Raw genomic sequence first — 20,848 nt, 5'->3', positions numbered from 1 at the left:
GCGTCCTTTTTAGCGCGCAGGGGTGCTCAAACGCGGTCTTGGCGTTGAGTTATGCAGAGGGATGGCGCCGAAATGGCGCAAGGAAGATGGTGCTGACTAGTACAAAGCCAAACAACTGACCGTTCGGCTAGGTATTGGGAAACGCAGAAACGTCTGACAAGGATTTGAGGTTGTCCCTAGGACACTCAATCTCTAGTCTCCGTACACCGCTGCACACTCAGCGGTTGGGCGTCGCGGCCCGGTGTAATCAGGCGCAAAGTGCCATTTCCGCTTTCAGTTGACGCCTTTTTATCGTCTACTGTGCGGCCTTATGGTGGCTGTGCGCGGGATACCTTCGGGTATGCCGGTTTCCTGATTCCGGTCCGCGAACCTGCGTACAGCTACCACCCAATCGCGTCGCGGCGATCAGTGGTAGCTCCACTTAAATCAGGAGTTTCACCATGATCAAACCCACCCCAAATCCCCCAATCGATCCAACACCCAGCGTGCTATTCACCGTAAAAGACGGCATCTGCACTCAAGACCTACTGGTCAACCTCAGCGAATCACTCGCCTCCGCCCACGCCCTGACCTGCGATTTTGCCTTTGAGCTCGACGGCTCGCGACGAGAAGGCGCGCTGGGTATTGCCCAGTTGATCGAGGTGTCTCGGTTGTTGGCTGAGCGGGTACTCGCTGATATCGAGCGTTAAATACGGCATCGATCGTCCCCACGCGCCACGGGGACGATCATCGAGTGCAAAAAAGTATCAGTGAGCGTGCGCCCAAGGATTTGTCACAACTCCATTTCAAGGCTGTAATCGACGCACACTCTTCCTGGCTACCTGTAGGAAGACACAACAACAATAACTGTCCTTCCGTAGCCCCCGGGCGCGGAAATGGAGTGCGCGATGAAGTTCACAGCAAAAGTACTGCTTGCCTCTACCTGCATGACAGCATGCATGACCCTCAGCGCCGTCAGCTTTGGCGCGCAAACCCTGACCATTGCCACCGTCAATAACAGCGACATGATCCGCATGCAAAAGCTGTCGAAAACCTTCGAGGCCGAGCATCCGCAGATCAAGTTGAACTGGGTGGTGCTCGAAGAAAACGTACTGCGCCAGCGCCTGACCACCGACATTGCCACCCAGGGCGGGCAGTTCGATGTGTTGACCATCGGCATGTACGAAGCCGCACTCTGGGGTGCCAAGGGTTGGCTGGAGCCGATGAAAGACCTGCCGGCCTCCTACGATCTCGACGATGTGTTCCCTTCGGTGCGTGACGGTTTGTCGGTCAAGGGCTCGCTGTACGCCCTGCCGTTCTATGCCGAAAGCTCGATCACCTATTACCGCACCGACCTGTTCAAGGACGCCGGGCTGAGCATGCCCGAGCACCCGACCTGGAGCCAGATCGGCGAATTCGCCGCCAAGCTCACCGACAAGTCCAAAGAGCAATACGGCCTGTGCCTGCGCGGCAAAGCCGGTTGGGGTGAGAACATGGCGCTGATCACCACACTGGCCAACGGCTACGGCGCGCGCTGGTTCGATGAGAAGTGGCAGCCAGAATTCAACGGCCCCGAGTGGAAGGACGCGCTGAACTTCTACGTCGACAACATGAAGAAATCTGGCCCGCCGGGTGCCTCCAGCAACGGTTTCAACGAAAACCTGGCGCTGTTCAACAGCGGCAAGTGCGCGATCTGGGTGGATGCCAGCGTGGCGGGCTCGTTTGTTACCGACAAGAGCCAGAGCAAGGTCTCCGAGCATGTCGGCTTCACCTTCGCGCCCCACGAGAAGACTGACAAGGGCACGTCGTGGCTGTACTCCTGGTCCCTGGCGATCCCGACCAGCTCCAAAGCCAAGGATGCCGCCAAGGTATTCACCACTTGGGCCACGTCCAAGGAATACAGCCAGCTTGTGGCCAAGACCGACGGCATTGCCAATGTGCCGCCAGGTACGCGCAAATCCACCTACAGCGATGAATATATGAAGGCGGCGCCGTTTGCCAAGGTGACCCTGGAATCGCTGAAAGTGGCCGACCCGACCAAGCCGACCGAGAAGCCCGTGCCGTACATCGGTATCCAACTGGTGACCATTCCGGAGTTCCAGGCGATTGGTACTCAGGTGGGCAAGTTCTTCTCGGGTGCGTTGACCGGTCAGCAAACGGTGGATGCTGCACTGACCGCTGCGCAGACCACCACCGAGCGTGAAATGAAGCGGGCTGGTTACCCCAAGTAACCCCGGCCTTCACCACAGTCAAATGTGGGAGGGGGCTTGCTCCCGATAGCAATCTACCAGTCGATGATTGTGTGACTGATACACCGCTATCGGGAGCAAGCCCCCTCCCACACTGACCGCGCTCCGATTCGTATCTGACTGGTCTTGATTCTAATGAATACACCCGCCAAAAACCGCCTGGCCAACCCCGGCTGGTTCCTTGTCAGCCCCTCGGTGGCCTTGTTGCTGCTGTGGATGATCGTGCCCCTGGGCATGACCCTGTACTTTTCGCTGATCCGCTACAACCTGCTTTACCCCGGCGAAAACCAATTCGTGGGGCTGGAGAACTTTACCTACTTCATCACCGATTCGGGCTTCCTGCCCGGCGCCACCAATACGTTGCTGCTGGTGGGCAGTGTGTTGCTGATCAGCGTGGTGTTCGGCGTGTTGATCAGTGCCCTGCTGGAGGCCAGTGAGTTCCTCGGGCGCGGCATCGTCCGGGTGCTGCTGATTTCGCCGTTCTTCATCATGCCCACCGTCGGGGCGCTGATCTGGAAGAACCTGATTTTCCACCCGGTGTCGGGGATTCTCGCTGCGCTGTGGAAGTTCTTCGGGGCCGAGCCGGTGGACTGGCTGGCGCATTACCCGCTGCTGTCGATCATCATCATTGTGTCGTGGCAATGGCTGCCCTTCGCGATCCTGCTGCTGATGACCGCGATGCAGTCCCTGGACCAGGAACAGAAGGAAGCCGCCCGCCTGGACGGTGCCGGCGCCATTGCGATCTTCTGGCACCTGACCCTGCCCCACCTGGCCCGCCCGATTGCCGTAGTGGTAATGATCGAAACCATCTTCCTGCTCTCGGTGTTCGCGGAGATCTTCACCACCACCAACGGTGGCCCGGGTTACGCCTCGACCAACCTCGCCTACCTGATCTACAACCAGGCGCTGGTGCAGTTCGACGTGGGCATGGCCTCGGCCGGCGGCTTGATTGCCGTGGTCATCGCCAATATCGCGGCGATCATCCTGGTGCGGATGATCGGCAAAAACCTGACTGACAAGCCTTGAGGGCCGCGCCATGACGCTTCAACAATCCCGCCGCCTGCAAAGCCTGCTGCTCGGCACATTGGCCTGGGCCATCGCGATCCTGATTTTCTTCCCGATCTTCTGGATGGTGCTGACCAGCTTCAAGACTGAAATCGACGCGTTCGCCACCCCGCCGCAGTTCATCTTCACGCCGACGCTGGAGAACTACCTGCACATCAACGAACGCAGCAACTACTTCGCCTACGCCTGGAACTCGGTGGTGATTTCCTTCAGCGCCACTGCCCTATGCCTGCTGATCTCGGTGCCGGCCGCCTACTCCATGGCGTTCTACGAAACCCAGCGCACCAAGGGCACGCTGCTGTGGATGCTGTCGACCAAGATGCTGCCACCAGTGGGCGTGCTGATGCCGATCTACCTGCTGGCCAAGAGCTTTGGCCTGCTGGATACGCGCATCGCGCTGATCATCATCTACACCCTGATCAACCTGCCGATTGTGGTGTGGATGGTGTACACCTACTTCAAGGACATCCCCAAGGACATCCTCGAAGCCGCACGCCTGGATGGCGCCACCCTGTGGCAGGAAATGGTCCGCGTGCTACTGCCAATTGCCAAGGGTGGCCTGGCGTCCACGGTACTGCTGTCGTTGATCCTGTGCTGGAACGAGGCGTTCTGGTCGCTGAACCTGACCTCGTCGAGCGCCGCGCCGCTGACCGCACTGATCGCCTCCTACTCCAGCCCCGAAGGTTTGTTCTGGGCCAAGTTGTCCGCCGTCTCGACCCTGGCCTGCGCGCCGATCCTGATCTTTGGCTGGATCAGCCAGAAACAGCTGGTGCGCGGTTTGTCCTTCGGCGCCGTCAAATAATAATTCGAAAAGGAGGCCCATCATGGCCAACCTGAAAATCAAGAATCTGCAAAAAGGCTTCGAAGGCTTTTCCATCATCAAGGGCATTGACCTTGAAGTGAACGACAAGGAGTTCGTGGTGTTCGTCGGCCCGTCGGGTTGCGGTAAATCCACCTTGCTGCGCCTGATCGCGGGCCTTGAGGAAGTCAGCGACGGCACCATCGAACTCGATGGCCGCGACATCACCGAAGTGACCCCGGCCAAGCGCGACCTGGCCATGGTGTTCCAGACCTACGCGCTGTACCCGCACATGAGCGTGCGCAAGAACATGTCGTTTGCCCTCGACCTGGCCGGCGTCGACAAGAAGCTGGTAGACAGCAAAGTCAGCGAAGCGGCGCGCATCCTCGAGCTGGGTCCGCTGCTGGAGCGCAAGCCCAAGCAACTGTCCGGCGGCCAGCGCCAGCGCGTGGCGATCGGCCGGGCGATAGTGCGCAACCCGAAGATCTTCCTGTTCGACGAGCCGCTGTCCAACCTCGACGCCGCGCTGCGCGTGCAAATGCGCCTGGAACTGGCGCGCCTGCATAAAGAGCTGCAAGCCACCATGATCTACGTGACCCACGACCAGGTTGAAGCCATGACCCTGGCCGACAAGGTGGTGGTGCTCAACAGTGGCCGTATCGAACAGGTCGGCTCGCCGCTGGAGCTGTATCACCAGCCGGCCAACCTGTTTGTAGCCGGGTTTCTCGGCACGCCGAAGATGGGTTTCCTCAAGGGCAAGGTCACCCGCATCGAGAGCCAGGGCTGCGAAGTTCAGCTGGACGCCGGCACCCTGATCAGCCTGCCCTTGAGCGGCGCCACCTTGAGCGTCGGCAGTGAAGTGACCCTGGGGATCCGTCCGGAGCACCTGGAAATCGCCACGCCGGGGCAAACCACCCTGACCGTCACCGCCGATGTCGGCGAGCGCCTGGGCAGTGACACCTTCTGCCACGTCATCACTGCCAATGGCGAGCCGCTGACCATGCGCATCCGCGGCGACATGGCCAGCCAATACGGCGAAACCCTGCAGCTGCACCTGGACCCGGCGCACTGCCATCTGTTCGACACAAACGGTGTCGCCGTGGCCCGCCCACTGCGCGCTGCCGCCTGATCCCGAGTATTTCCCGATGAAACTGAATAAAGCCAACCTCACGCAGCTGGCGCCGGAAGTGAAAACCCCGGCCTACGCGATTGCCGACACCCGCCAGGGCATTGCCCATATCGGCGTCGGCGGCTTCCACCGTGCGCACCAGGCGTATTACACCGACGCCCTGATGAATACCGGCGAGGGCCTGGACTGGAGCATTTGCGGCGTCGGCCTGCGTGCCGAAGACCGCAGGGCCCGCGACGACTTGGCCGGCCAGGACTACCTGTTCACCCTGTACGAACTGGGCGATACCGACGACACCGAAGTACGTGTGATCGGCGCCATCAGCGACATGCTGCTGGCCGAAGACGGCGCCCAGGCGCTGATCGATAAACTGGCCGACCCGGCGATCCGCATCGTCTCGCTGACCATCACCGAGGGCGGCTACTGCATCGACGACAGCAACGGCGAATTCATGTCCCACCTGCCGCAGATCCAGCATGACCTGGCGCACCCCACGGCGCCGAAAACCGTGTTCGGTTTCATCTGCGCCGCCCTGACCCAGCGCCGCGCTGCCGGCACTCCGGCGTTCACAGTGATGTCCTGCGACAACCTGCCCCACAACGGCGCCGTCACCCGCAAGGCACTGCTGGCCTTCGCCGCCCTGCATAATGCCGAGCTGCATGACTGGATCAAGGCCAATGTCAGCTTTCCGAATGCCATGGTCGACCGCATCACACCGATGACCAGCACCGCTCACCGCCTGCAATTGCATGACGAACACGGCATCGACGATGCCTGGCCGGTGGTGTGCGAGCCGTTTGTGCAGTGGGTGCTGGAAGACAAGTTCGTCAACGGCCGCCCGGCCTGGGAAAAGGTCGGCGTGCAGTTCACCGATGACGTCACGCCTTACGAAGAGATGAAGATCGGCCTGCTCAACGGCAGCCACCTGGCGCTCACCTACCTGGGGTTTCTCAAGGGTTATCGGTTTGTCCACGAGACCATGAACGACCCGCTGTTCGTGGCGTATATGCGTGCGTATATGGACCTGGACGTCACCCCGAACCTGGCGCCGGTGCCAGGCATCGACCTGACCGCCTATAAGCAGACATTGGTGGAGCGTTTTTCCAACCAGGCGATTGCCGACCAGTTGGAGCGCGTGTGTTCCGATGGCTCGTCGAAGTTTCCCAAGTTCACCGTGCCGACCATCAATCGTTTGATTGCCGGTGGCCGCGAGACGGAGCGTGCGGCACTGGTGGTCGCGGCCTGGGCCTTGTATTTGAAGGGTGTGGATGAGAATAGCGTGAGCTACACGATTCCCGATCCAAGGGCCGAGTTCTGCCAGGGGCTGGTGAGTGATGACGCACTGATCAGCCAGCGGTTGCTGGGCGTGGAGGAGATTTTTGGCACGGCTATTCCCAAGTCCGCTGAGTTTGTGGCAGCGTTTGAGTGGTGCTATGCAAGCCTGCGCGACAAAGGCGTCACCCAAACCCTGCGACAACTCCTGAACAAACCGGATTAAAACTGTGGGAGGGGGCTCGCTCCCGATGAGGGTGTATCAGTAAATGCATCTGTAACTGACTCACCGCCATCGGGAGCAAGCCCCCTCCCACACTCGTCCGGGTTTCCAATCCAAAAAAATAACACTGCTGAGCAAATCCTCATGACCCAGCAAAACCTCTACCTCGGCATCGACTGCGGCACCCAAGGCACCAAGGCCATCGTCCTCGACGCTTCCAGCGGCAAGGTACTGGGCCTGGGCGCCGCCGCGCATACGCTGATCAGCGGCGCCAATGGCCGCCGTGAGCAGCACACCCAGGAATGGCTGGACGCCTTTACCGAAGCCACCCACCGCGCCCTGCAACAGGCCGGCGTGGATGGCCAGGACATCCTCGGTATCGGCGTATCCGGCCAGCAACATGGCCTGGTGCTGCTGGATGAGCAAGGTGAAGTGCTGCGCCCGGCCAAGCTGTGGTGCGACACCGAAACCACCCCCGAGAATGACCGCCTGATGCACCACCTGGGCGGGGAAAGTGGCTCCCTGGAGCGCTTGGGCGTGGCGATTGCACCGGGCTACACCGTGTCAAAACTGCTCTGGACCCGCGAGCAGCACCCGGACGTGTTCGCACGCATCGCCCATATCCTGCTGCCCCATGACTACCTCAACTACTGGCTCACCGGCCGCGCCTGCGCCGAGTACGGCGATGCTTCCGGCACAGGCTATTTCGACGTGCGCAGCCGCACATGGGATGTGGCGCTGCTCCAGCACATCGACCCCAGCGGTCGCCTTGAAGCCGCCTTGCCACAGTTGATCGAAGCCAACCAAGCAGTGGGCACGATCCTGCCGACCATCGCCGAACGCCTGGGCATCAACCCCAAGGCCGTGGTGTCCAGCGGCGGCGGCGACAATATGATGGGCGCCATCGGCACCGGCAATATCGCCCCCGGCGTGATCACCATGAGCCTGGGCTCATCGGGCACCGTCTATGCCTTTGCCGACCAGCCCAATGTCAGCCCGCAGGCCTCGGTGGCAACTTTTTGTTCATCGAGTGGCGGCTGGCTGCCGCTGATCTGCACCATGAACCTGACCAACGCCACCGGCGTGATTCGCGAGCTGTTCGAATTGGACCTGAATGCCTTTAACGCCCTGGTCGAACAGGCGCCTATCGGTGCCGATGGCGTGAGCATGCTGCCGTTCCTCAATGGCGAACGCGTGCCTGCCCTGCCCCACGCCACCGGCAGCCTGCATGGCCTGACCATGACCAACCTGACCCGCGCCAATCTGTGCCGCGCCGTGGTTGAAGGCACCACGTTCGGCCTGCGTTACGGTCTGGACCTGCTGCGCCACACCGGCCTGCAAAGCCAGAGTATCCGCCTGATCGGCGGCGGCTCGAAAAGCCCGGTGTGGCGGCAGATGGTCGCCGACATCATGCACACCGAAGTGGTCTGTACCGAACAGAGCGAAGCCGCCGCCTTGGGCGCGGCGATCCAGGCGGCCTGGTGCCAGAGCGGCGAATCCCTGGCCAGCCTGTGCGAGAAATGCGTGAGCATCGACCCGGCCAGCCGCACCCTGCCAATGTCAGCCAATGTCAGTGCCTATCAACAGGCGTATGAGCGTTATCAACAGCACGTGGCATCCCTTTAAGAGCGAACGACTATGTACCTGGTTTGTGGTGAAGCGCTGTTTGATTTTTTCAGCGAGGAAGATGCCAGTGGGCAGCCGGCCAAGCTCAATTACAAGGCCATTGCCGGTGGCTCGCCGTTCAACGTGGCGGTGGGCCTGCGCCGCTTGGGCATTGAGTCGGGGTTCTTTGCCGGCGTGTCCACCGATTACCTCGGGCGCCGCTTGCTGCAGGTGCTCAAGGACGAAGGCGTCAGCGAGCGCTTCCTGGTGGAATTCGACGCGCCGACCACCCTGGCGATGGTGGCCGTGGGCGCCAATGGTTCGCCGCAGTACAGCTTCCGTGGCGAAGGCTGCGCCGACCGCCAACTGCAAACGGCGCATCTGCCAACCTTGGGTGATGAGGTGCGTGGGCTGCATATCGGGTCGTTTTGCCTGGTGGTGCAGCCGGTTGGCGACACCCTGCTGCACCTGGTCAAGCGCGAGAGCGGCAAGCGCCTGATCAGCCTCGACCCGAATGTGCGGCTTAACCCGCAGCCGGATATCCAGCTGTGGCGTGAGCGCGTGGCGCAACTGGTGCGCCATGCCGACCTGATCAAGGTCAGCGACGAAGACCTGCACCTGCTCTACCCCGGCCAGTCACCGGAAAGTGTCGTGCAAGGCTGGCTGCAGCATCGTTGCCAATTGGTGTTTCTCACCCGTGGCGGCGACGGCGCTTCGGTATTCAGTCGCCAGCACGGCAACTGGTCTCAGCCGGCGGTCAAGGTGGTGATGGCCGATACGGTGGGTGCCGGCGATACCTTCCAGGCGGCACTGATTGCCTGGCTGACCGAGCAACAGTTGGATTCGCTGGAGGGTCTGCAGCAGCTGACGCGCACACAAATTGACAGCATGCTCGGCTTTGCGATTCGCGCCGCTGCGTTGACCTGTACCAAGACCGGACCCGACCTGCCGTACCGTCATCAGCTGGGCTGACGCGCATAGCAACGGGCCCGGCGAATGCCAGGCCCTGGGTCAACTTGAATTCAAGCCTTAACTAAAAATAACCGCGCGCTCCTGCTCGACGCAGGGCGGGGGTGTGGGTCTGGGTGTGTTTGAGGTCTTCACGCAAACCGGCGATCAGGTGGCAAATGGCTCGACTGCTGTCGAGTTTGTCAGCGTTTATACCTTTGACTTCCAAGTCCACCCGGTCACGGTCACGGTCGTCATACACCTTGATCGTCAACGAAGCATCCTCGGCTTTGGTGCATTCGCACCGTTTAGGCAGAAAACTTCCTTCAATAATGCTGCGAAGTTCCAGTTCCGAAAGCATGGCCAACCTCTCCTTTTTTGAGACCGCCAATCAGTTTGCTATGGGCTGGCAGGCGCTCGCCTGCCCCGTCTTGCCAACCCTGGCAGACGCCTGTACTCACCAAGCCTACTCGGCAAATCCCGGCATTGTTGTAACTTTTCCTCATAAGCAAGCTGTCGCGTTATATGCAGCGGGCTGCAATGGCTAAATAATCGTCGAACCACTGGGATTAAACGTTTAACCCTGCACCTCGGTTTGAACAGCAACCTGGGGCGAAGCTCTTTTTGGCAACATGTCGCAACTATCAACCGCCTGATTTGCACCATAGGGTTTACGCGGAACATACGAAACGTATACGCTTTGTATATTCGTCCTACATAGTGAACCTCATGGGCATCGTCAAGATCACCGACCAACTGCACGAACAGCTCCGCCTGGCCAGCGCCGCCATGGACCGTTCCATCAACGCCCAGGCCGAGTTCTGGATCAAGATCGGCCTGCTCGCCGAACTCAACCCGCACCTGCCCTACAACGAGCTGATCAACAAGCTGTTACTGGACAAGCCCGACCTGATCCGGGGGCGCAACTGATGATCAAGACCGCCGCGCAATTGGCCGTGATGCGTGAATCCGGGCGCCTGTTGGCCCAGGTGTTCGACATGCTCGACGGCTTTGTCGTCGCCGGCCGCTCCACTTTGGAGCTGGACAGCGCCGTCGAAGCCTTCATCCGCCACGAACTCAAGGCCCGCCCGGCCAGCCTGGGCCAGTATGACTACCCCTTCTGCATCAACACCTCGATCAACGAAGTGGTGTGCCACGGCATGCCCAGCGCCAAGCAGTTCCTCAAGGACGGCGACATTGTCAACATCGACATCACTCTGGAAAAAGGCGGCTTCATCGCCGACTCCAGCAAGATGTACATGATCGGCAGCGTCACTCCCAAGGCCAGGCGCCTGGTGGACATGACCTTCGAGGCGATGTGGGCCGGCATCCGCCAGGTCAAGCCTGGCGCTCGCCTGGGTGATATCGGTCATGCGATCCAAAGCCACGCCCAAGCCAACGGCTACAGCGTGGTACGCGAATACTGCGGCCATGGCATCGGTCGGCAGATGCATGAAGAACCGCAAATCCTGCACTTCGGCCGTTCCGGCACTGGCCTGGAGTTGCGCGAGGGCATGGTGTTCACCATCGAACCGATGCTTAACCAGGGCAGCGCCAAGGTGCGCAGCCTGAAGGACGGCTGGACGGTGGTGACCAAGGACAACAGCCTGTCGGCGCAATGGGAGCATACGGTGGCGGTAACGTCAGATGGGTTTGAAGTGCTGACCTTGCAAACCAACGCTTGAGTCCACCACACCTGCGTGGACACTGGCTTGCCTGCCATAGGCAAAGGTCTCTACACAACTTTGAGTATGCCGCTGGCCCCTGTGGGAGGGGGCTTGCTCCCGATGAGGGAGTGCCAGTAAATACATCTGGGGCTGACTCACCGCATCGGGGGCAAGCCCCTCCCACAGGGTCCAGTGGCGTACCCAAGTTGTACCGATACCCATGCTGCGATAGGCATGGGTATGACAACTCCAGCGCCACGTCGACAAGTGACCTCAGGCCACCCGCTGGACCCCAGCCTCGGCTTCCAATTCGCGCACCAGCGGCAATACACGTTTGCCGAAGTACTCCACCTCTTCCTGAAAGTGCAGGAAGCCTGCGAGTACCAGGTCTACACCCACGGCCTTGAGCGCGACGATACGCTCGGCGATCTGTTGTGGTGTGCCGATCAGGTTGGTCTTGAAGCCGTCGTTGTACTGCACCAGGTCCTCGAAGCTGGACTTGGCCCAGTTGCCCTCACCTTCCGGTGATGCCCTGCCCGCTTGTTTGGCGGCGTCCCCAAAGGCGTTGACGGCCTCCGGGTCGGCCTTGTCGATGATTTCTGCCAGCACGGCCCGCGCTTCTTCTTCGGTATCGCGGGCGATCACAAAAGCGTTCACGCCGATCTTGACCGAATGGTGGTTGGCAGCGGCCTTGGCGCGAATATCATCGACCTGGGCCTTGATGCCTTCGGGGGTGTTGCCGTTGGTGAAATACCAGTCCGAAACCCGTGCCGCCATGTCCCGCGCCGCCCGTGAGCTGCCGCCCTGGAAAATCTCCGGTTGGCCCAACGGCTTGGGCTTGAGGGTGTAGTTGTTGAAACGGTAGAAGTCGCCCTTGAAGGTGAAATCGTCCTGGGTCCAGATGCCTTTCAGGGCGCGGATGAATTCCTCGGAACGACGGTAGCGTTCATCGTGCTCCAGCCAGGGTTCGCCGATGGCCTGGAACTCGCCTTTGAACCAGCCACTGACGATATTCACTGCGACACGACCGTTGGTGAGTTGATCGATGGTCGCCAATTGCTTGGCCGCCAGCGCCGGTTGCCAGGGACCCGGCAGGATCGCCGCGATCACTTTGAGCGTGGTAGTCGCCGCCAGCAGCGCATGGCTGAACGCTACTGATTCATGCTGGTTTTCGGCGCCGTAACCGGCGGTGAAACGAATCTGCGTCAGGCCATACTCGAAGCCGGCGGCTTCGGCCAGTTGCGCCAGTTTGCGGTTGTAGTCGATGCCCCAATGGGTACGTTGCTCAATTTTGCTCACCACCAGCCCACCGCTGACGTTGGGCACCCAATAGGCAAATTTCACGGCTTGCTGGCTCATCGGACACTACCTCACACAAAGGGATGTAAGGGTGCTGGAGCAGCAAGCGTGCCAGACTCAGGCAAAGGCCCGCGCCATGGGTGTTGCAGTAGAAATGCCGACTTGGATCATCCGGCGGCCAATGTCGGGGATCACAGTGATTTGTCGATAGGCTGTTGCTGGAGCAACACTTACTGGGGCAAATGTGCAGCTTAGAACGCCAGCTTGTAACCCACGGCCATCAACATCACCGCCAGGCACGGGCGCAGCACGCCGTCAGGAATTCGGCCGGTCATATGGCTGCCAAAGTAGATCCCCGGCAACGAGCCCATCAGCAAAAAGCCCAACAGGTGCCAATCCATATTGCCCATGCTCGCATGCCCCAGGCCCGCCACCAGGGTCAGGGGCACGGCGTGGGCGATCTCGGTGCCGACCAGCCGCCGCGTGGCCAGAAACGGATACAGGATAAACAGCGCCACTGTGCCCAGGGCGCCAGCGCCGATGGAGGTCAAGGCCACCATGGTGCCAAGGATCGCACCGGTGACCACGGTCAGTGCGTTCAGGTTGCGCGGGCGCATATGGTAGTCGTCGCCGGCATGGCGCTGGGCAAAGGCCAACAGGCTTTTCTTGAACAGTATCGCCAGGGCCGTGAGCAGCAACACCACGCCGAGTGCCTGTTTGATCACGGCGTTCATTGCACTGGGGTCGGTGTGCAGGCTGGCGAGGAACCATAAGGTCAACAACACTGCCGGTACGCTGCCCAGGGTCAGCCAGCCGGTGATGGTCCAATCGATGTTCTTGTTCTTGCCGTGCACCAGCACGCCACCGGACTTGGTGATGGCGGCATATAACAAGTCGGTGCCAACCGCAGTGGCGGGGTTGATACCGAACCACAACAGGATCGGCGTCATCAGCGAGCCGCCGCCGACACCGGTCATGCCCACGATAAACCCCACGATCAGGCCGGCCACCACGAAACCAAAATTACCTGCATCCATTACAGCTACCTGCGGCCTTATAAATTTCTGGCCGCAGGATAGCGATTTTTCTTATAACCACTTATACCAATGTGATCTGACTTTATGCCTTTTAGCTCAGTCGCTCACATCGATAAGCCTGGGTCTGATACGGAAAAGCCACAGTATCGCGGCCTTGCAGGGCCGGATGGGTGTCGATCAAGGTGCGCAGTTGCCCGGTGACCGTGGCTTTTTCCGCGGGTGGCAGCGCGGCGATGAAACTCACAGAGAGAAAACGATCCATGATCACTTCCTGCGGGCTGCCCACATGGTGATAGGCAAAACAGGTCACCTGCGGGGCGGAAAAATACTCACCGGTAAAGGCTTCGCGCCAACGCCCGCTATGGAAGCGCGGAGTGTCGCCCTCGTAGGGGGTGATGATTTGAGTGATCGCCGCCACCCAGTCCACCGACTCATCGCGCACATTCCACACCAGCCCCAGTCGCCCGCCGGGCTTGAGTACACGGTGAATTTCCGCCAGTGCTGCGCGAGTGGAGAACCAGTGGAATGCCTGGGCACACACCAGTGCATCGGCGCTGGCGGACGCCAGGGGGATGGACTCGGCAGTGCCATCGAGCAGGCGTACATCCGGCAACAGCTTGGCTAGCTGCGCGCCCATCTCTGCCACTGGCTCAACCGCAATCAGCGTCGGCGCCAGGCTGCTGAGCAAACGGGTGAATTTTCCGGTGCCGGCGCCCAGGTCGACCACCGTCGACTGCGCGCTGATCTGCAGCGCCTCGGCCAGCCAACCGGTCAGCTGACGGGGATAGTCCGGCCGGCCTTGGGCGTAGGTGACGGCCTGGGTCGAGAAACCCTGTTGAGCAGACGTGTGGACACCAGTCATTGCCATTCTCTCCTCGGGTAAAGCGGGGCCACAGTGTGCGCCCTTCCCCGAGGTTTTTCTAATCGGCTCGAGTAGGCAACCACACTCGGAACCGCGCACCACCCAGGGGCGACGCCAGGGCCGTCAAGGTGCCGCCCTGGGCTTCCAGGGCCCGTCGGCTGATCGCCAGGCCAAGGCCGAAGCCGCCGGTGGCGCGGTCACGACTGCGATCCAGGCGGTAGAACGGCTCGAAGATGCGCTCGCGCTGATCCGCCGGAATGCCGATGCCATCGTCATCCACCCAGATTTCACAGCCGTTGGGGCACACCTTGACGCCCACCTGGATGCGCTTGTCGCAGTAACGGGTGGCGTTGCGCAGCAAATTCTGCAACGCCCGTGCAGTAAGGCGCGGGTCGAGGCTGAAACGCTCAACCGTGCAGTCGAGCACCACATCGATGACGATCTCCGGGTTTTCCAGCTCGTCGTCGACGCTGCCCAGCACGCTGTCGATAAACTCGTCCAGCGCCACCTCTACCCGCTCGGGCAATTGCGCCGGGTTTTGCAGGCGGCTGTAGGACAACAATTCCAGCACCAGCTCATCCAGCTCACGAATATGCGCCACCAGGCTTTGCAAGCGCTCGCGGCTGGCCTCGGGCAAGTCTTCGGAGAGCGCCAGGGCCAGGCCGAAGTCCAGGCGTGTGAGCGGCGTGCGCAGTTCATGGGAGACCGCATTGAGCAAATCACGCTGCTGGTTGAGCAGGTGCTCGATATCGTCCGCCATGGCATCGAATACGGTCGCCAGGCTGCCGATGCTGGAACTGGGCGGCAGTCGCGTGCGCTCCCCCAGGTGGCCCTTGCCCAGCAGTGCAGCGGTGCTTTTCAGGCGTTCCAGGTCGCGCCAGTGCGGGCGCAGCCACACCAGCAGGCACGCCAACAGTGCCGCGCCGATCAGCACGTTCATCGACCAATACAGCAGGTTCATGTCCAGCGGATCCGGCGGCACGGTGAGCTTGACCGCAAACTGCTGGTTGATCGGCGAGCTGATTTCTTCCATCCAGCCCCACTCGCCCAGGCGGATCACCGGCTTGCCTTGCTCCAGCAGCTGTTCTTCCTGGGGGGTGTAGCGGGCGTCCTGGCGCAGCAGCAGCTCGACCTTCAACGGCGCAAAATCCTGGCTCAACTGGTCGGTGACCTGGGACCAGCGCTCCACCGGCGCGCGCTGGTATTGCTTGACCATCAGTTTTTGCAGGCCACGGGACTGCTCGACGTTGTAGTCCATGTAGCGGTGTTCGAACAGCTGGATCACCAGCTTGGGAATCAGGAAGATCGCCGCGCTATAAGTGACGATGGTGATCAGGTAGAGGCGTAGCAGCACACGGAACATGGCTCAGCATTCCCACTCGGAACGGCTGAACAGATAGCCCTTGCCCCACACGGTCTTGATCTTGCGCGCCTCGCCCGCGTGGTCGTCGAACTTGCGGCGCAGCTTGGAGATCGCCACGTCCACCGAGCGATCGGTGCCGTTGAACTCGATACCGCGCAGGCGCTGCAGGATCTGGTCGCGGCTGAGCACTTCGCCGGCATGACGGGCCAGCACCACCAGCAGGTTGTATTCACCGCTGGACAGCTCCACTGCCTGCTCGCGCCACGTCACGGTGCGTTCCGACAGGTCGATGCACAGGTTGCCCATGATGATCTGGTCACTGGCCACCTGGGGTTCGGACAGGCTGCTGCGGCGCAGCAGCGTGCGCACCCGGGCCAGCAGCACACGCGGCTCGCAGGGCTTGGTGACATAGTCGTCGGCGCCCATCTCCAGGCCCAGTACCTGGTCATGGCTGTCGTCGCGGGCGGTCAGCATCAGGATCGGCAGGCCCGCCGAGTCGGCGCGCAACAGGCGGCAGACCTGCAGGCCGTCGAGCCCCGGCAACATCAGGTCGAGGATCACCAGGTCCGGCGGGTTCAGGCGCGCACGTTCGCGCACATGGTCGCCACGGCTGAGCACGCAGACGTGGTAGCCGTTGCGTTCCAGGTAGCTGGCAATCAGCTCGGAGAGTGCGGCGTCGTCTTCGACCAGGAGGATGTTGGGCATGGAGGTGTTTCCAATAAATACTGTTTGCTGGGTGCACAGGGATCTAATGTGGGAGGGGGCTTGCCCCCGATAGCGGTGTGTCAGCCACCAATGTATTCACTGACCCACTGCCATCGGGAGCAAGCCCCCTCCCACATTTGATCTTCATTGTAAGCAAGGTTGTGCAAGGATATACGCCGCCGACGCCACGCGCGCCGTACCTTACACTTCTTCACACACGACCTACACAGCTTCACAGCACCACGGCGCAGGTGTCCTTAGGATGCGCCAGTCAATATTGGGATAAGAGCATGTCGAAGAATCTATTTGCGCCGTTTTGCCTGTTGGCCCTCACACTGGCGCTGGGCGCGTGTGGTCAGTCTGCGGACGAGGCGCCACAAATGCCCCTGGCCAAAGTGCGCATCGAAACCCTGCAGGCCAAGCCCCTGTCCATCACCAACGAACTGAGCGGGCGTATCGCCGCGCCACGGATTGCCGAAGTGCGCGCCAGGGTCGCCGGGGTGGTCATGCAGCGGGTGTTCAACGAAGGGCGCGATGTGAAACAGGGCGACGTGCTGTTCCGTATTGACCCGGCGCCGTTCAAGGCTGACCTGGACAGCGCCCAGGCCAACCTGAGCAAGGCCGAGGCCAATGCCTTCCAGGCACGATTGCAAGAGCAGCGTTACAGCCAGTTGGTCGAAGGCAACGCCATCAGCGGCCAGGAATACGACAACGCCCGCGCCGCCTTGCGCCAGGCCAACGCCGAAATCGCCGCCAACAAGGCCGCCGTCGAGCGTGCCAAGTTGAACCTGGGCTATGCCACCGTGACTGCGCCGATTTCCGGGCGCATCGGTCGCGCCCTGGTCACCGAGGGCGCGCTGGTCGGCCAGAACGAAGCCACGCCGCTGGCGATCATCCAGCAACTGGACCCGATCCACGCCGACCTCACCCAGTCCACCCGAGAGTTGAATGACCTGCGCCGCGCCTTTCGTGCCGGCAGCTTGACGCAGGTTGGCCAGGACCAGGCCAAGGCCACCTTGATCGAAGACGACGGCAGCCTGTACCCGTTGCCGGGCAAATTGCTGTTCGCCGAGATCAGCGTCGACCCTGGCACCGGGCAAATCACGCTGCGCAGCGAGTTCCCCAACCCGGACCTCGACCTGTTGCCCGGCAGTTTCGTCCGGGTGCGCCTGGAGCAGGCCGTGGACAAGCAAGGCATCAGCGTGCCGCAACGCGCCATCACCCGTGACAGCGCCGGTATCCCGATGGTGCTGCTGCTGGACGCCGAGCAGACCGTGAGCCAGCAACCGGTGGAGTTGGGTGCAGTGATCGAGGATCGCTGGATCGTCACCAGCGGCCTCAAGCCCGGCGACCGCATCATCGTCGAGGGCCTGCAACATGCACGCCCCGGTGAAAAAGTTGAAGTGGACGACAGCCCGCTCGTAAAGGAATAACCCGTCATGCCGCAGTTCTTTATTGACCGCCCGATTTTTGCCTGGGTGGTGGCCCTGTTTATCCTGCTGGCGGGCTTCCTGGCGATCCCGCAGTTGCCAGTGGCCCAATACCCCAACGTCGCGCCACCGCAGGTGGAAATCTACGCGGTGTACCCCGGTGCCTCGGCCCAGACCCTGGATGAAAGCGTGGTCAGCCTGATCGAGCAAGAGCTCAACGGTGCTGATCACCTGCTGTATTTCGAATCCCAGAGCAGCCTGGGTTCGGCCACCATTACCGCGACCTTCCAGCCGGGTACCAACCCGGAAATGGCCCAGGTGGATGTGCAGAACCGCCTCAAGGTGGTCGAGCCGCGCCTGCCGCAGGCGGTAACCCAGCAAGGCTTGCAGGTGGAAAAAGTCTCCGCCGGCTTCCTGCTGCTGGTGACCTTGACCTCCAGCGACGGCAAGCTCGATGACGTTGCGCTCAGCGATTACCTGGCGCGCAACGTGATGAACGAACTCAAGCGCCTGGACGGCGTCGGCAAGGCCCAGCTGTATGGCGCCGAGCGCGCGATGCGCATCTGGATCGACCCGCAGAAGCTGATCGGCTTCAACCTCACTCCGGCCGATGTCAACGCCGCGATCAGCGCCCAGAACGCCCAGGTTTCGGCAGGCAGTATCGGTGACTTGCCGGGCACCAATACCCAGGAAATCACCGCGGCAATCCTGGTCAAGGGCCAGCTGTCGACCCCGGCGGAATTTGCCGAGATCGTGCTCAAGGCCAACCCCGACGGCTCGACCGTGCGCATCGGCGATGTGGCGCGGGTCGAAGTCGGCAGCCAGGAATACCAGTTCTCCACACGCCTGAACGGCAAGCCCTCCACCGCCGTCAGCGTGCAATTGTCGCCGGGCGCCAACGCGCTGAGCACCGCAACCCTGGTGCGGGCAAAGATGGACGAACTGTCGCGCTATTTCCCGGCCAATGTGGAATACAAGATCCCCTACGACACCTCGCCGTTCGTCAAGGTTTCGATCACCAAGGTGGTCTACACCCTGCTTGAGGCCATGGCGCTTGTGTTTGCGGTGATGTTCCTGTTCCTGCAGAACGTGCGCTACACCCTGATCCCTACCCTGGTGGTGCCGATTGCGCTGATGGGCACCTTTGCCACCATGCTGCTGCTGGGTTTCTCGATCAACGTACTGACCATGTTCGGTATGGTGCTGGCCATCGGCATCCTGGTGGACGATGCCATCGTGGTGGTGGAAAACGTCGAGCGCATCATGGCCACCGAGGGCCTGTCGCCCAAGGACGCGACGAAAAAAGCCATGGGCCAGATCACCGGGGCCATCGTCGGTATCACCCTGGTACTGGTCGCGGTGTTCCTGCCGATGGCGTTCATGCCAGGTTCTGTGGGGGTGATCTACCAGCAGTTCTCGCTGTCGATGGCCACCTCGATCCTGTTCTCGGCGTTCCTGGCCCTGACCTTGACCCCGGCCCTGTGCGCCACCTTGCTCAAGCCGATTGCCAAGGGCGAGCACCATGCCAAGGGCGGTTTCTTCGGCTGGTTCAACAAGCGCTTTGACCAACTCACCAACCGCTATGAAGGCTGGGTGGCGTACGCCCTCAAGCGCAGCGGCCGCTACCTGCTGATCTACCTGGTATTGCTGGTGGGTATGGGGCTGCTGTTCAGCCGCCTGCCCTCCTCGTTCCTGCCAGTGGAAGACCAGGGCTACACCATCACCGATATCCAGTTGCCGCCAGGGGCCAGCAAGAACCGTACGGTGCAGGTGGCCGAGCAGATCGAGGCGCATAACGCCGGGGAGCCGGGGGTGGGCGATACCACCATGATCATGGGCTTCAGTTTCTCCGGCTCCGGACAGAACGCGGCGCTGGCGTTCACCACGCTCAAAGACTGGTCGAAACGCGGCAGCGATGACTCGGCGGCGTCGATTGCCGACCGCGCCAATATGGCCTTCAGCGAACTCAAGGATGCGATTGCCTATGCAGTCCTGCCACCGCCGGTGGACGGCCTAGGCACCTCCAGTGGGTTCGAGTTCCGCTTGCAGGACCGCGGTGGCGTCGGCCATGCAGGACTGATGGCTGCGCGCACCGAATTGCTGGACGCGGCGGCGAAAAGCCGGATCCTGGCCAACGTGCGCGAAAGCGCCCTGGCCGAAGCGCCGCAAGTGCAGCTGGAAGTCGACCGCAAGCAGGCCAATGCCCTGGGCGTTTCGTTTGCCGACGTCGGCAACGTACTCTCCTCGGCAATTGGTTCGGCGTATATCAATGACTTCCCCAACCAGGGCCGCATGCAGCGCGTGGTGGTGCAAGCCGAAGGCGACCAGCGCAGCCAGGTCGCCGACCTGATGAAGATCAACGTGCGCAACAACGCCGGCAAGATGGTGCCGCTGTCGGCTTTCGTCGAAGCCAAGTGGACCCAAGGCCCGACACAGTTGACCCGTTACAACGGCTACCCGGCCATCGCCATCAGCGGTGAAGCGGCGCCGGGGCACAGCACCGGCGAGGCCATGGAGGAAATCCAGCGCCTGGTCAGCCAGTTGCCTGTGGGCCTGGGCCTGGAATGGACCGGTTTGTCCTTGCAGGAACGCCTGTCCGGCTCCCAGGCACCGTTGCTGCTGGTGCTGTCGTTGCTGATCGTGTTTCTGTGCCTGGCTGCCTTGTACGAAAGCTGGTCGATCCCGACTTCGGTGTTGCTGGTGGTGCCCCTGGGCGTGCTTGGCGCAGTCCTGGCTGTGTCCCTGCGTGGCATGCCTAACGATGTGTTCTTCAAGGTCGGCCTGATCACCATCATCGGCCTGTCGGCGAAAAACGCGATCCTGATCATCGAGTTCGCCAAGGACCTGTATGACCAGGGCGAGGACTTGATCGAAGCCACCTTGAAGGCAGCGCGACTGCGGCTGCGGCCGATCATCATGACCTCGCTGGCGTTTATCCTCGGCGTGGTGCCGCTGGCGATTGCCACCGGGGCCAGCTCGGCGAGCCAGCAGGCGATTGGTACGGGGGTGATCGGCGGGATGATCACGGCGACGTTGGCGGTGGTGTTTGTGCCGGTGTTTTTTGTGGTGGTCATGAAGCTGGTGAGCAAGCGACACAAAACAGATTAATCCAGCCAAGCACAATTAAAAATGTGGGAGGGGGCTTGCTCCCGATTACGGTGTGTCAGTCAGCCTATTTGGCACTGATACACCGCAATCGGGAGCAAGCCCCCTCCC

General features: G+C 61.4%; 18 protein-coding genes. 12 read left to right on the top strand and 6 right to left on the bottom strand.

The window, feature by feature from the left end; genetic code table 11:
* The first annotated feature begins 440 nt into the window (after positions 1-440).
* The 8 genes from KVH01_RS19340 to KVH01_RS19305 all read left to right on the top strand — a co-directional run bounded on the left by KVH01_RS19340 (position 441) and on the right by KVH01_RS19305 (position 9,293).
* Positions 441-689 carry a DUF6124 family protein gene (locus KVH01_RS19340; protein ID WP_217882499.1) on the top strand — a complete coding sequence of 83 codons (249 nt, stop codon included), beginning with the start codon at positions 441-443 and terminating at the stop codon, positions 687-689.
* Positions 690-887: 198 nt separating this feature from the next.
* The gene (locus tag KVH01_RS19335; protein WP_217882498.1) at positions 888-2,210 is read left to right on the top strand and encodes an ABC transporter substrate-binding protein; all 1,323 of its coding nucleotides are present in this window, start codon (positions 888-890) and stop codon (positions 2,208-2,210) included.
* Between the two features lie 153 nt (positions 2,211-2,363).
* Positions 2,364-3,254, top strand: a complete 891-nt coding sequence (locus KVH01_RS19330; RefSeq protein ID WP_217882497.1) for a carbohydrate ABC transporter permease — start codon at positions 2,364-2,366, stop codon at positions 3,252-3,254.
* A gap of 10 nt (positions 3,255-3,264) precedes the next feature.
* Positions 3,265-4,095, top strand: coding sequence for a carbohydrate ABC transporter permease (locus KVH01_RS19325; protein ID WP_005788583.1), 831 nt, complete (start codon positions 3,265-3,267; stop codon positions 4,093-4,095).
* A 22-nt stretch (positions 4,096-4,117) separates the two neighbouring features.
* The gene (locus KVH01_RS19320; RefSeq protein WP_124400511.1) at positions 4,118-5,221 is read left to right on the top strand and encodes an ABC transporter ATP-binding protein; all 1,104 of its coding nucleotides are present in this window, start codon (positions 4,118-4,120) and stop codon (positions 5,219-5,221) included.
* 16 nt (positions 5,222-5,237) lie between these two features.
* Positions 5,238-6,719 carry a mannitol dehydrogenase family protein gene (locus KVH01_RS19315; RefSeq protein WP_217882496.1) on the top strand — a complete coding sequence of 494 codons (1,482 nt, stop codon included), beginning with the start codon at positions 5,238-5,240 and terminating at the stop codon, positions 6,717-6,719.
* Positions 6,720-6,860: 141 nt separating this feature from the next.
* The gene (gene xylB / locus KVH01_RS19310; RefSeq protein ID WP_217882495.1) at positions 6,861-8,342 is read left to right on the top strand and encodes a xylulokinase; all 1,482 of its coding nucleotides are present in this window, start codon (positions 6,861-6,863) and stop codon (positions 8,340-8,342) included.
* A gap of 12 nt (positions 8,343-8,354) precedes the next feature.
* On the top strand, positions 8,355-9,293 hold the full coding sequence (locus KVH01_RS19305; protein WP_217882494.1) for a carbohydrate kinase family protein: 939 nt from the start codon (positions 8,355-8,357) through the stop codon (positions 9,291-9,293).
* 61 nt (positions 9,294-9,354) lie between these two features.
* On the opposite strand, the gene KVH01_RS19300 is transcribed toward KVH01_RS19305, so the two are convergent.
* Positions 9,355-9,630, bottom strand: coding sequence for a DUF1652 domain-containing protein (locus tag KVH01_RS19300; RefSeq protein WP_217882493.1), 276 nt, complete (start codon positions 9,628-9,630; stop codon positions 9,355-9,357).
* A gap of 368 nt (positions 9,631-9,998) precedes the next feature.
* Here KVH01_RS19300 and KVH01_RS19295 point away from each other — a divergent pair, with 368 nt between their 5' ends.
* Positions 9,999-10,199 carry a ParD-like family protein gene (locus KVH01_RS19295; protein ID WP_043051061.1) on the top strand — a complete coding sequence of 67 codons (201 nt, stop codon included), beginning with the start codon at positions 9,999-10,001 and terminating at the stop codon, positions 10,197-10,199.
* Positions 10,199-10,954, top strand: a complete 756-nt coding sequence (gene map / locus KVH01_RS19290) for a type I methionyl aminopeptidase (protein ID WP_217882492.1) — start codon at positions 10,199-10,201, stop codon at positions 10,952-10,954. The genes KVH01_RS19295 and map overlap by 1 nt, the downstream gene beginning before the upstream one ends.
* Before the next feature lie 255 nt (positions 10,955-11,209).
* Here the strand turns inward: map and sfnG are convergent, their stop codons facing one another.
* The 5 genes from sfnG to KVH01_RS19265 form a co-directional block, all read right to left on the bottom strand.
* Positions 11,210-12,295, bottom strand: a complete 1,086-nt coding sequence (gene sfnG / locus KVH01_RS19285) for a dimethylsulfone monooxygenase SfnG (RefSeq protein WP_217882491.1) — start codon at positions 12,293-12,295, stop codon at positions 11,210-11,212.
* 191 nt (positions 12,296-12,486) lie between these two features.
* Positions 12,487-13,272, bottom strand: coding sequence for a sulfite exporter TauE/SafE family protein (locus KVH01_RS19280; protein ID WP_043051058.1), 786 nt, complete (start codon positions 13,270-13,272; stop codon positions 12,487-12,489).
* A 91-nt stretch (positions 13,273-13,363) separates the two neighbouring features.
* Positions 13,364-14,134 carry a class I SAM-dependent methyltransferase gene (locus tag KVH01_RS19275; protein ID WP_217882490.1) on the bottom strand — a complete coding sequence of 257 codons (771 nt, stop codon included), beginning with the start codon at positions 14,132-14,134 and terminating at the stop codon, positions 13,364-13,366.
* A 58-nt stretch (positions 14,135-14,192) separates the two neighbouring features.
* Complete coding sequence (locus tag KVH01_RS19270; protein WP_043051056.1) at positions 14,193-15,497, bottom strand: ATP-binding protein; 1,305 nt, start codon at positions 15,495-15,497, stop codon at positions 14,193-14,195.
* 3 nt (positions 15,498-15,500) lie between these two features.
* Positions 15,501-16,202, bottom strand: a complete 702-nt coding sequence (locus KVH01_RS19265) for a response regulator transcription factor (RefSeq protein WP_217882489.1) — start codon at positions 16,200-16,202, stop codon at positions 15,501-15,503.
* A gap of 290 nt (positions 16,203-16,492) precedes the next feature.
* Between KVH01_RS19265 and KVH01_RS19260 the strand changes: the two genes are divergently transcribed.
* Positions 16,493-17,635 carry an efflux RND transporter periplasmic adaptor subunit gene (locus KVH01_RS19260; protein WP_217882488.1) on the top strand — a complete coding sequence of 381 codons (1,143 nt, stop codon included), beginning with the start codon at positions 16,493-16,495 and terminating at the stop codon, positions 17,633-17,635.
* 6 nt (positions 17,636-17,641) lie between these two features.
* Positions 17,642-20,740, top strand: a complete 3,099-nt coding sequence (locus tag KVH01_RS19255; protein WP_217882487.1) for an efflux RND transporter permease subunit — start codon at positions 17,642-17,644, stop codon at positions 20,738-20,740.
* The last annotated feature ends 108 nt before the right edge of the window (positions 20,741-20,848 follow it).

Source organism: Pseudomonas khavaziana, assembly GCF_019145205.1.
GTDB classification, from domain to species: Bacteria; Pseudomonadota; Gammaproteobacteria; order Pseudomonadales; family Pseudomonadaceae; genus Aquipseudomonas; species Aquipseudomonas khavaziana.
The sequence above is the reverse complement of the archived record's forward strand: the minus strand, read 5'-3'. Positions and strand labels throughout refer to the sequence as shown.

What these genes read in the sequence shown, in the direction of transcription:
- KVH01_RS19340 (WP_217882499.1), top strand. Translation starts at nt 441, where the DNA reads ATGATCAAACCCACCCCAAATCCCCCAATCGATCCAACACCCAGCGTG.
- KVH01_RS19335 (WP_217882498.1), top strand. Translation starts at nt 888, where the DNA reads ATGAAGTTCACAGCAAAAGTACTGCTTGCCTCTACCTGCATGACAGCA.
- KVH01_RS19330 (WP_217882497.1), top strand. Translation starts at nt 2,364, where the DNA reads ATGAATACACCCGCCAAAAACCGCCTGGCCAACCCCGGCTGGTTCCTT.
- KVH01_RS19325 (WP_005788583.1), top strand. Translation starts at nt 3,265, where the DNA reads ATGACGCTTCAACAATCCCGCCGCCTGCAAAGCCTGCTGCTCGGCACA.
- KVH01_RS19320 (WP_124400511.1), top strand. Translation starts at nt 4,118, where the DNA reads ATGGCCAACCTGAAAATCAAGAATCTGCAAAAAGGCTTCGAAGGCTTT.
- KVH01_RS19315 (WP_217882496.1), top strand. Translation starts at nt 5,238, where the DNA reads ATGAAACTGAATAAAGCCAACCTCACGCAGCTGGCGCCGGAAGTGAAA.
- xylB (WP_217882495.1), top strand. Translation starts at nt 6,861, where the DNA reads ATGACCCAGCAAAACCTCTACCTCGGCATCGACTGCGGCACCCAAGGC.
- KVH01_RS19305 (WP_217882494.1), top strand. Translation starts at nt 8,355, where the DNA reads ATGTACCTGGTTTGTGGTGAAGCGCTGTTTGATTTTTTCAGCGAGGAA.
- KVH01_RS19300 (WP_217882493.1), bottom strand. Translation starts at nt 9,630, where the DNA reads ATGCTTTCGGAACTGGAACTTCGCAGCATTATTGAAGGAAGTTTTCTG.
- KVH01_RS19295 (WP_043051061.1), top strand. Translation starts at nt 9,999, where the DNA reads ATGGGCATCGTCAAGATCACCGACCAACTGCACGAACAGCTCCGCCTG.
- map (WP_217882492.1), top strand. Translation starts at nt 10,199, where the DNA reads ATGATCAAGACCGCCGCGCAATTGGCCGTGATGCGTGAATCCGGGCGC.
- sfnG (WP_217882491.1), bottom strand. Translation starts at nt 12,295, where the DNA reads ATGAGCCAGCAAGCCGTGAAATTTGCCTATTGGGTGCCCAACGTCAGC.
- KVH01_RS19280 (WP_043051058.1), bottom strand. Translation starts at nt 13,272, where the DNA reads ATGGATGCAGGTAATTTTGGTTTCGTGGTGGCCGGCCTGATCGTGGGG.
- KVH01_RS19275 (WP_217882490.1), bottom strand. Translation starts at nt 14,134, where the DNA reads ATGACTGGTGTCCACACGTCTGCTCAACAGGGTTTCTCGACCCAGGCC.
- KVH01_RS19270 (WP_043051056.1), bottom strand. Translation starts at nt 15,497, where the DNA reads ATGTTCCGTGTGCTGCTACGCCTCTACCTGATCACCATCGTCACTTAT.
- KVH01_RS19265 (WP_217882489.1), bottom strand. Translation starts at nt 16,202, where the DNA reads ATGCCCAACATCCTCCTGGTCGAAGACGACGCCGCACTCTCCGAGCTG.
- KVH01_RS19260 (WP_217882488.1), top strand. Translation starts at nt 16,493, where the DNA reads ATGTCGAAGAATCTATTTGCGCCGTTTTGCCTGTTGGCCCTCACACTG.
- KVH01_RS19255 (WP_217882487.1), top strand. Translation starts at nt 17,642, where the DNA reads ATGCCGCAGTTCTTTATTGACCGCCCGATTTTTGCCTGGGTGGTGGCC.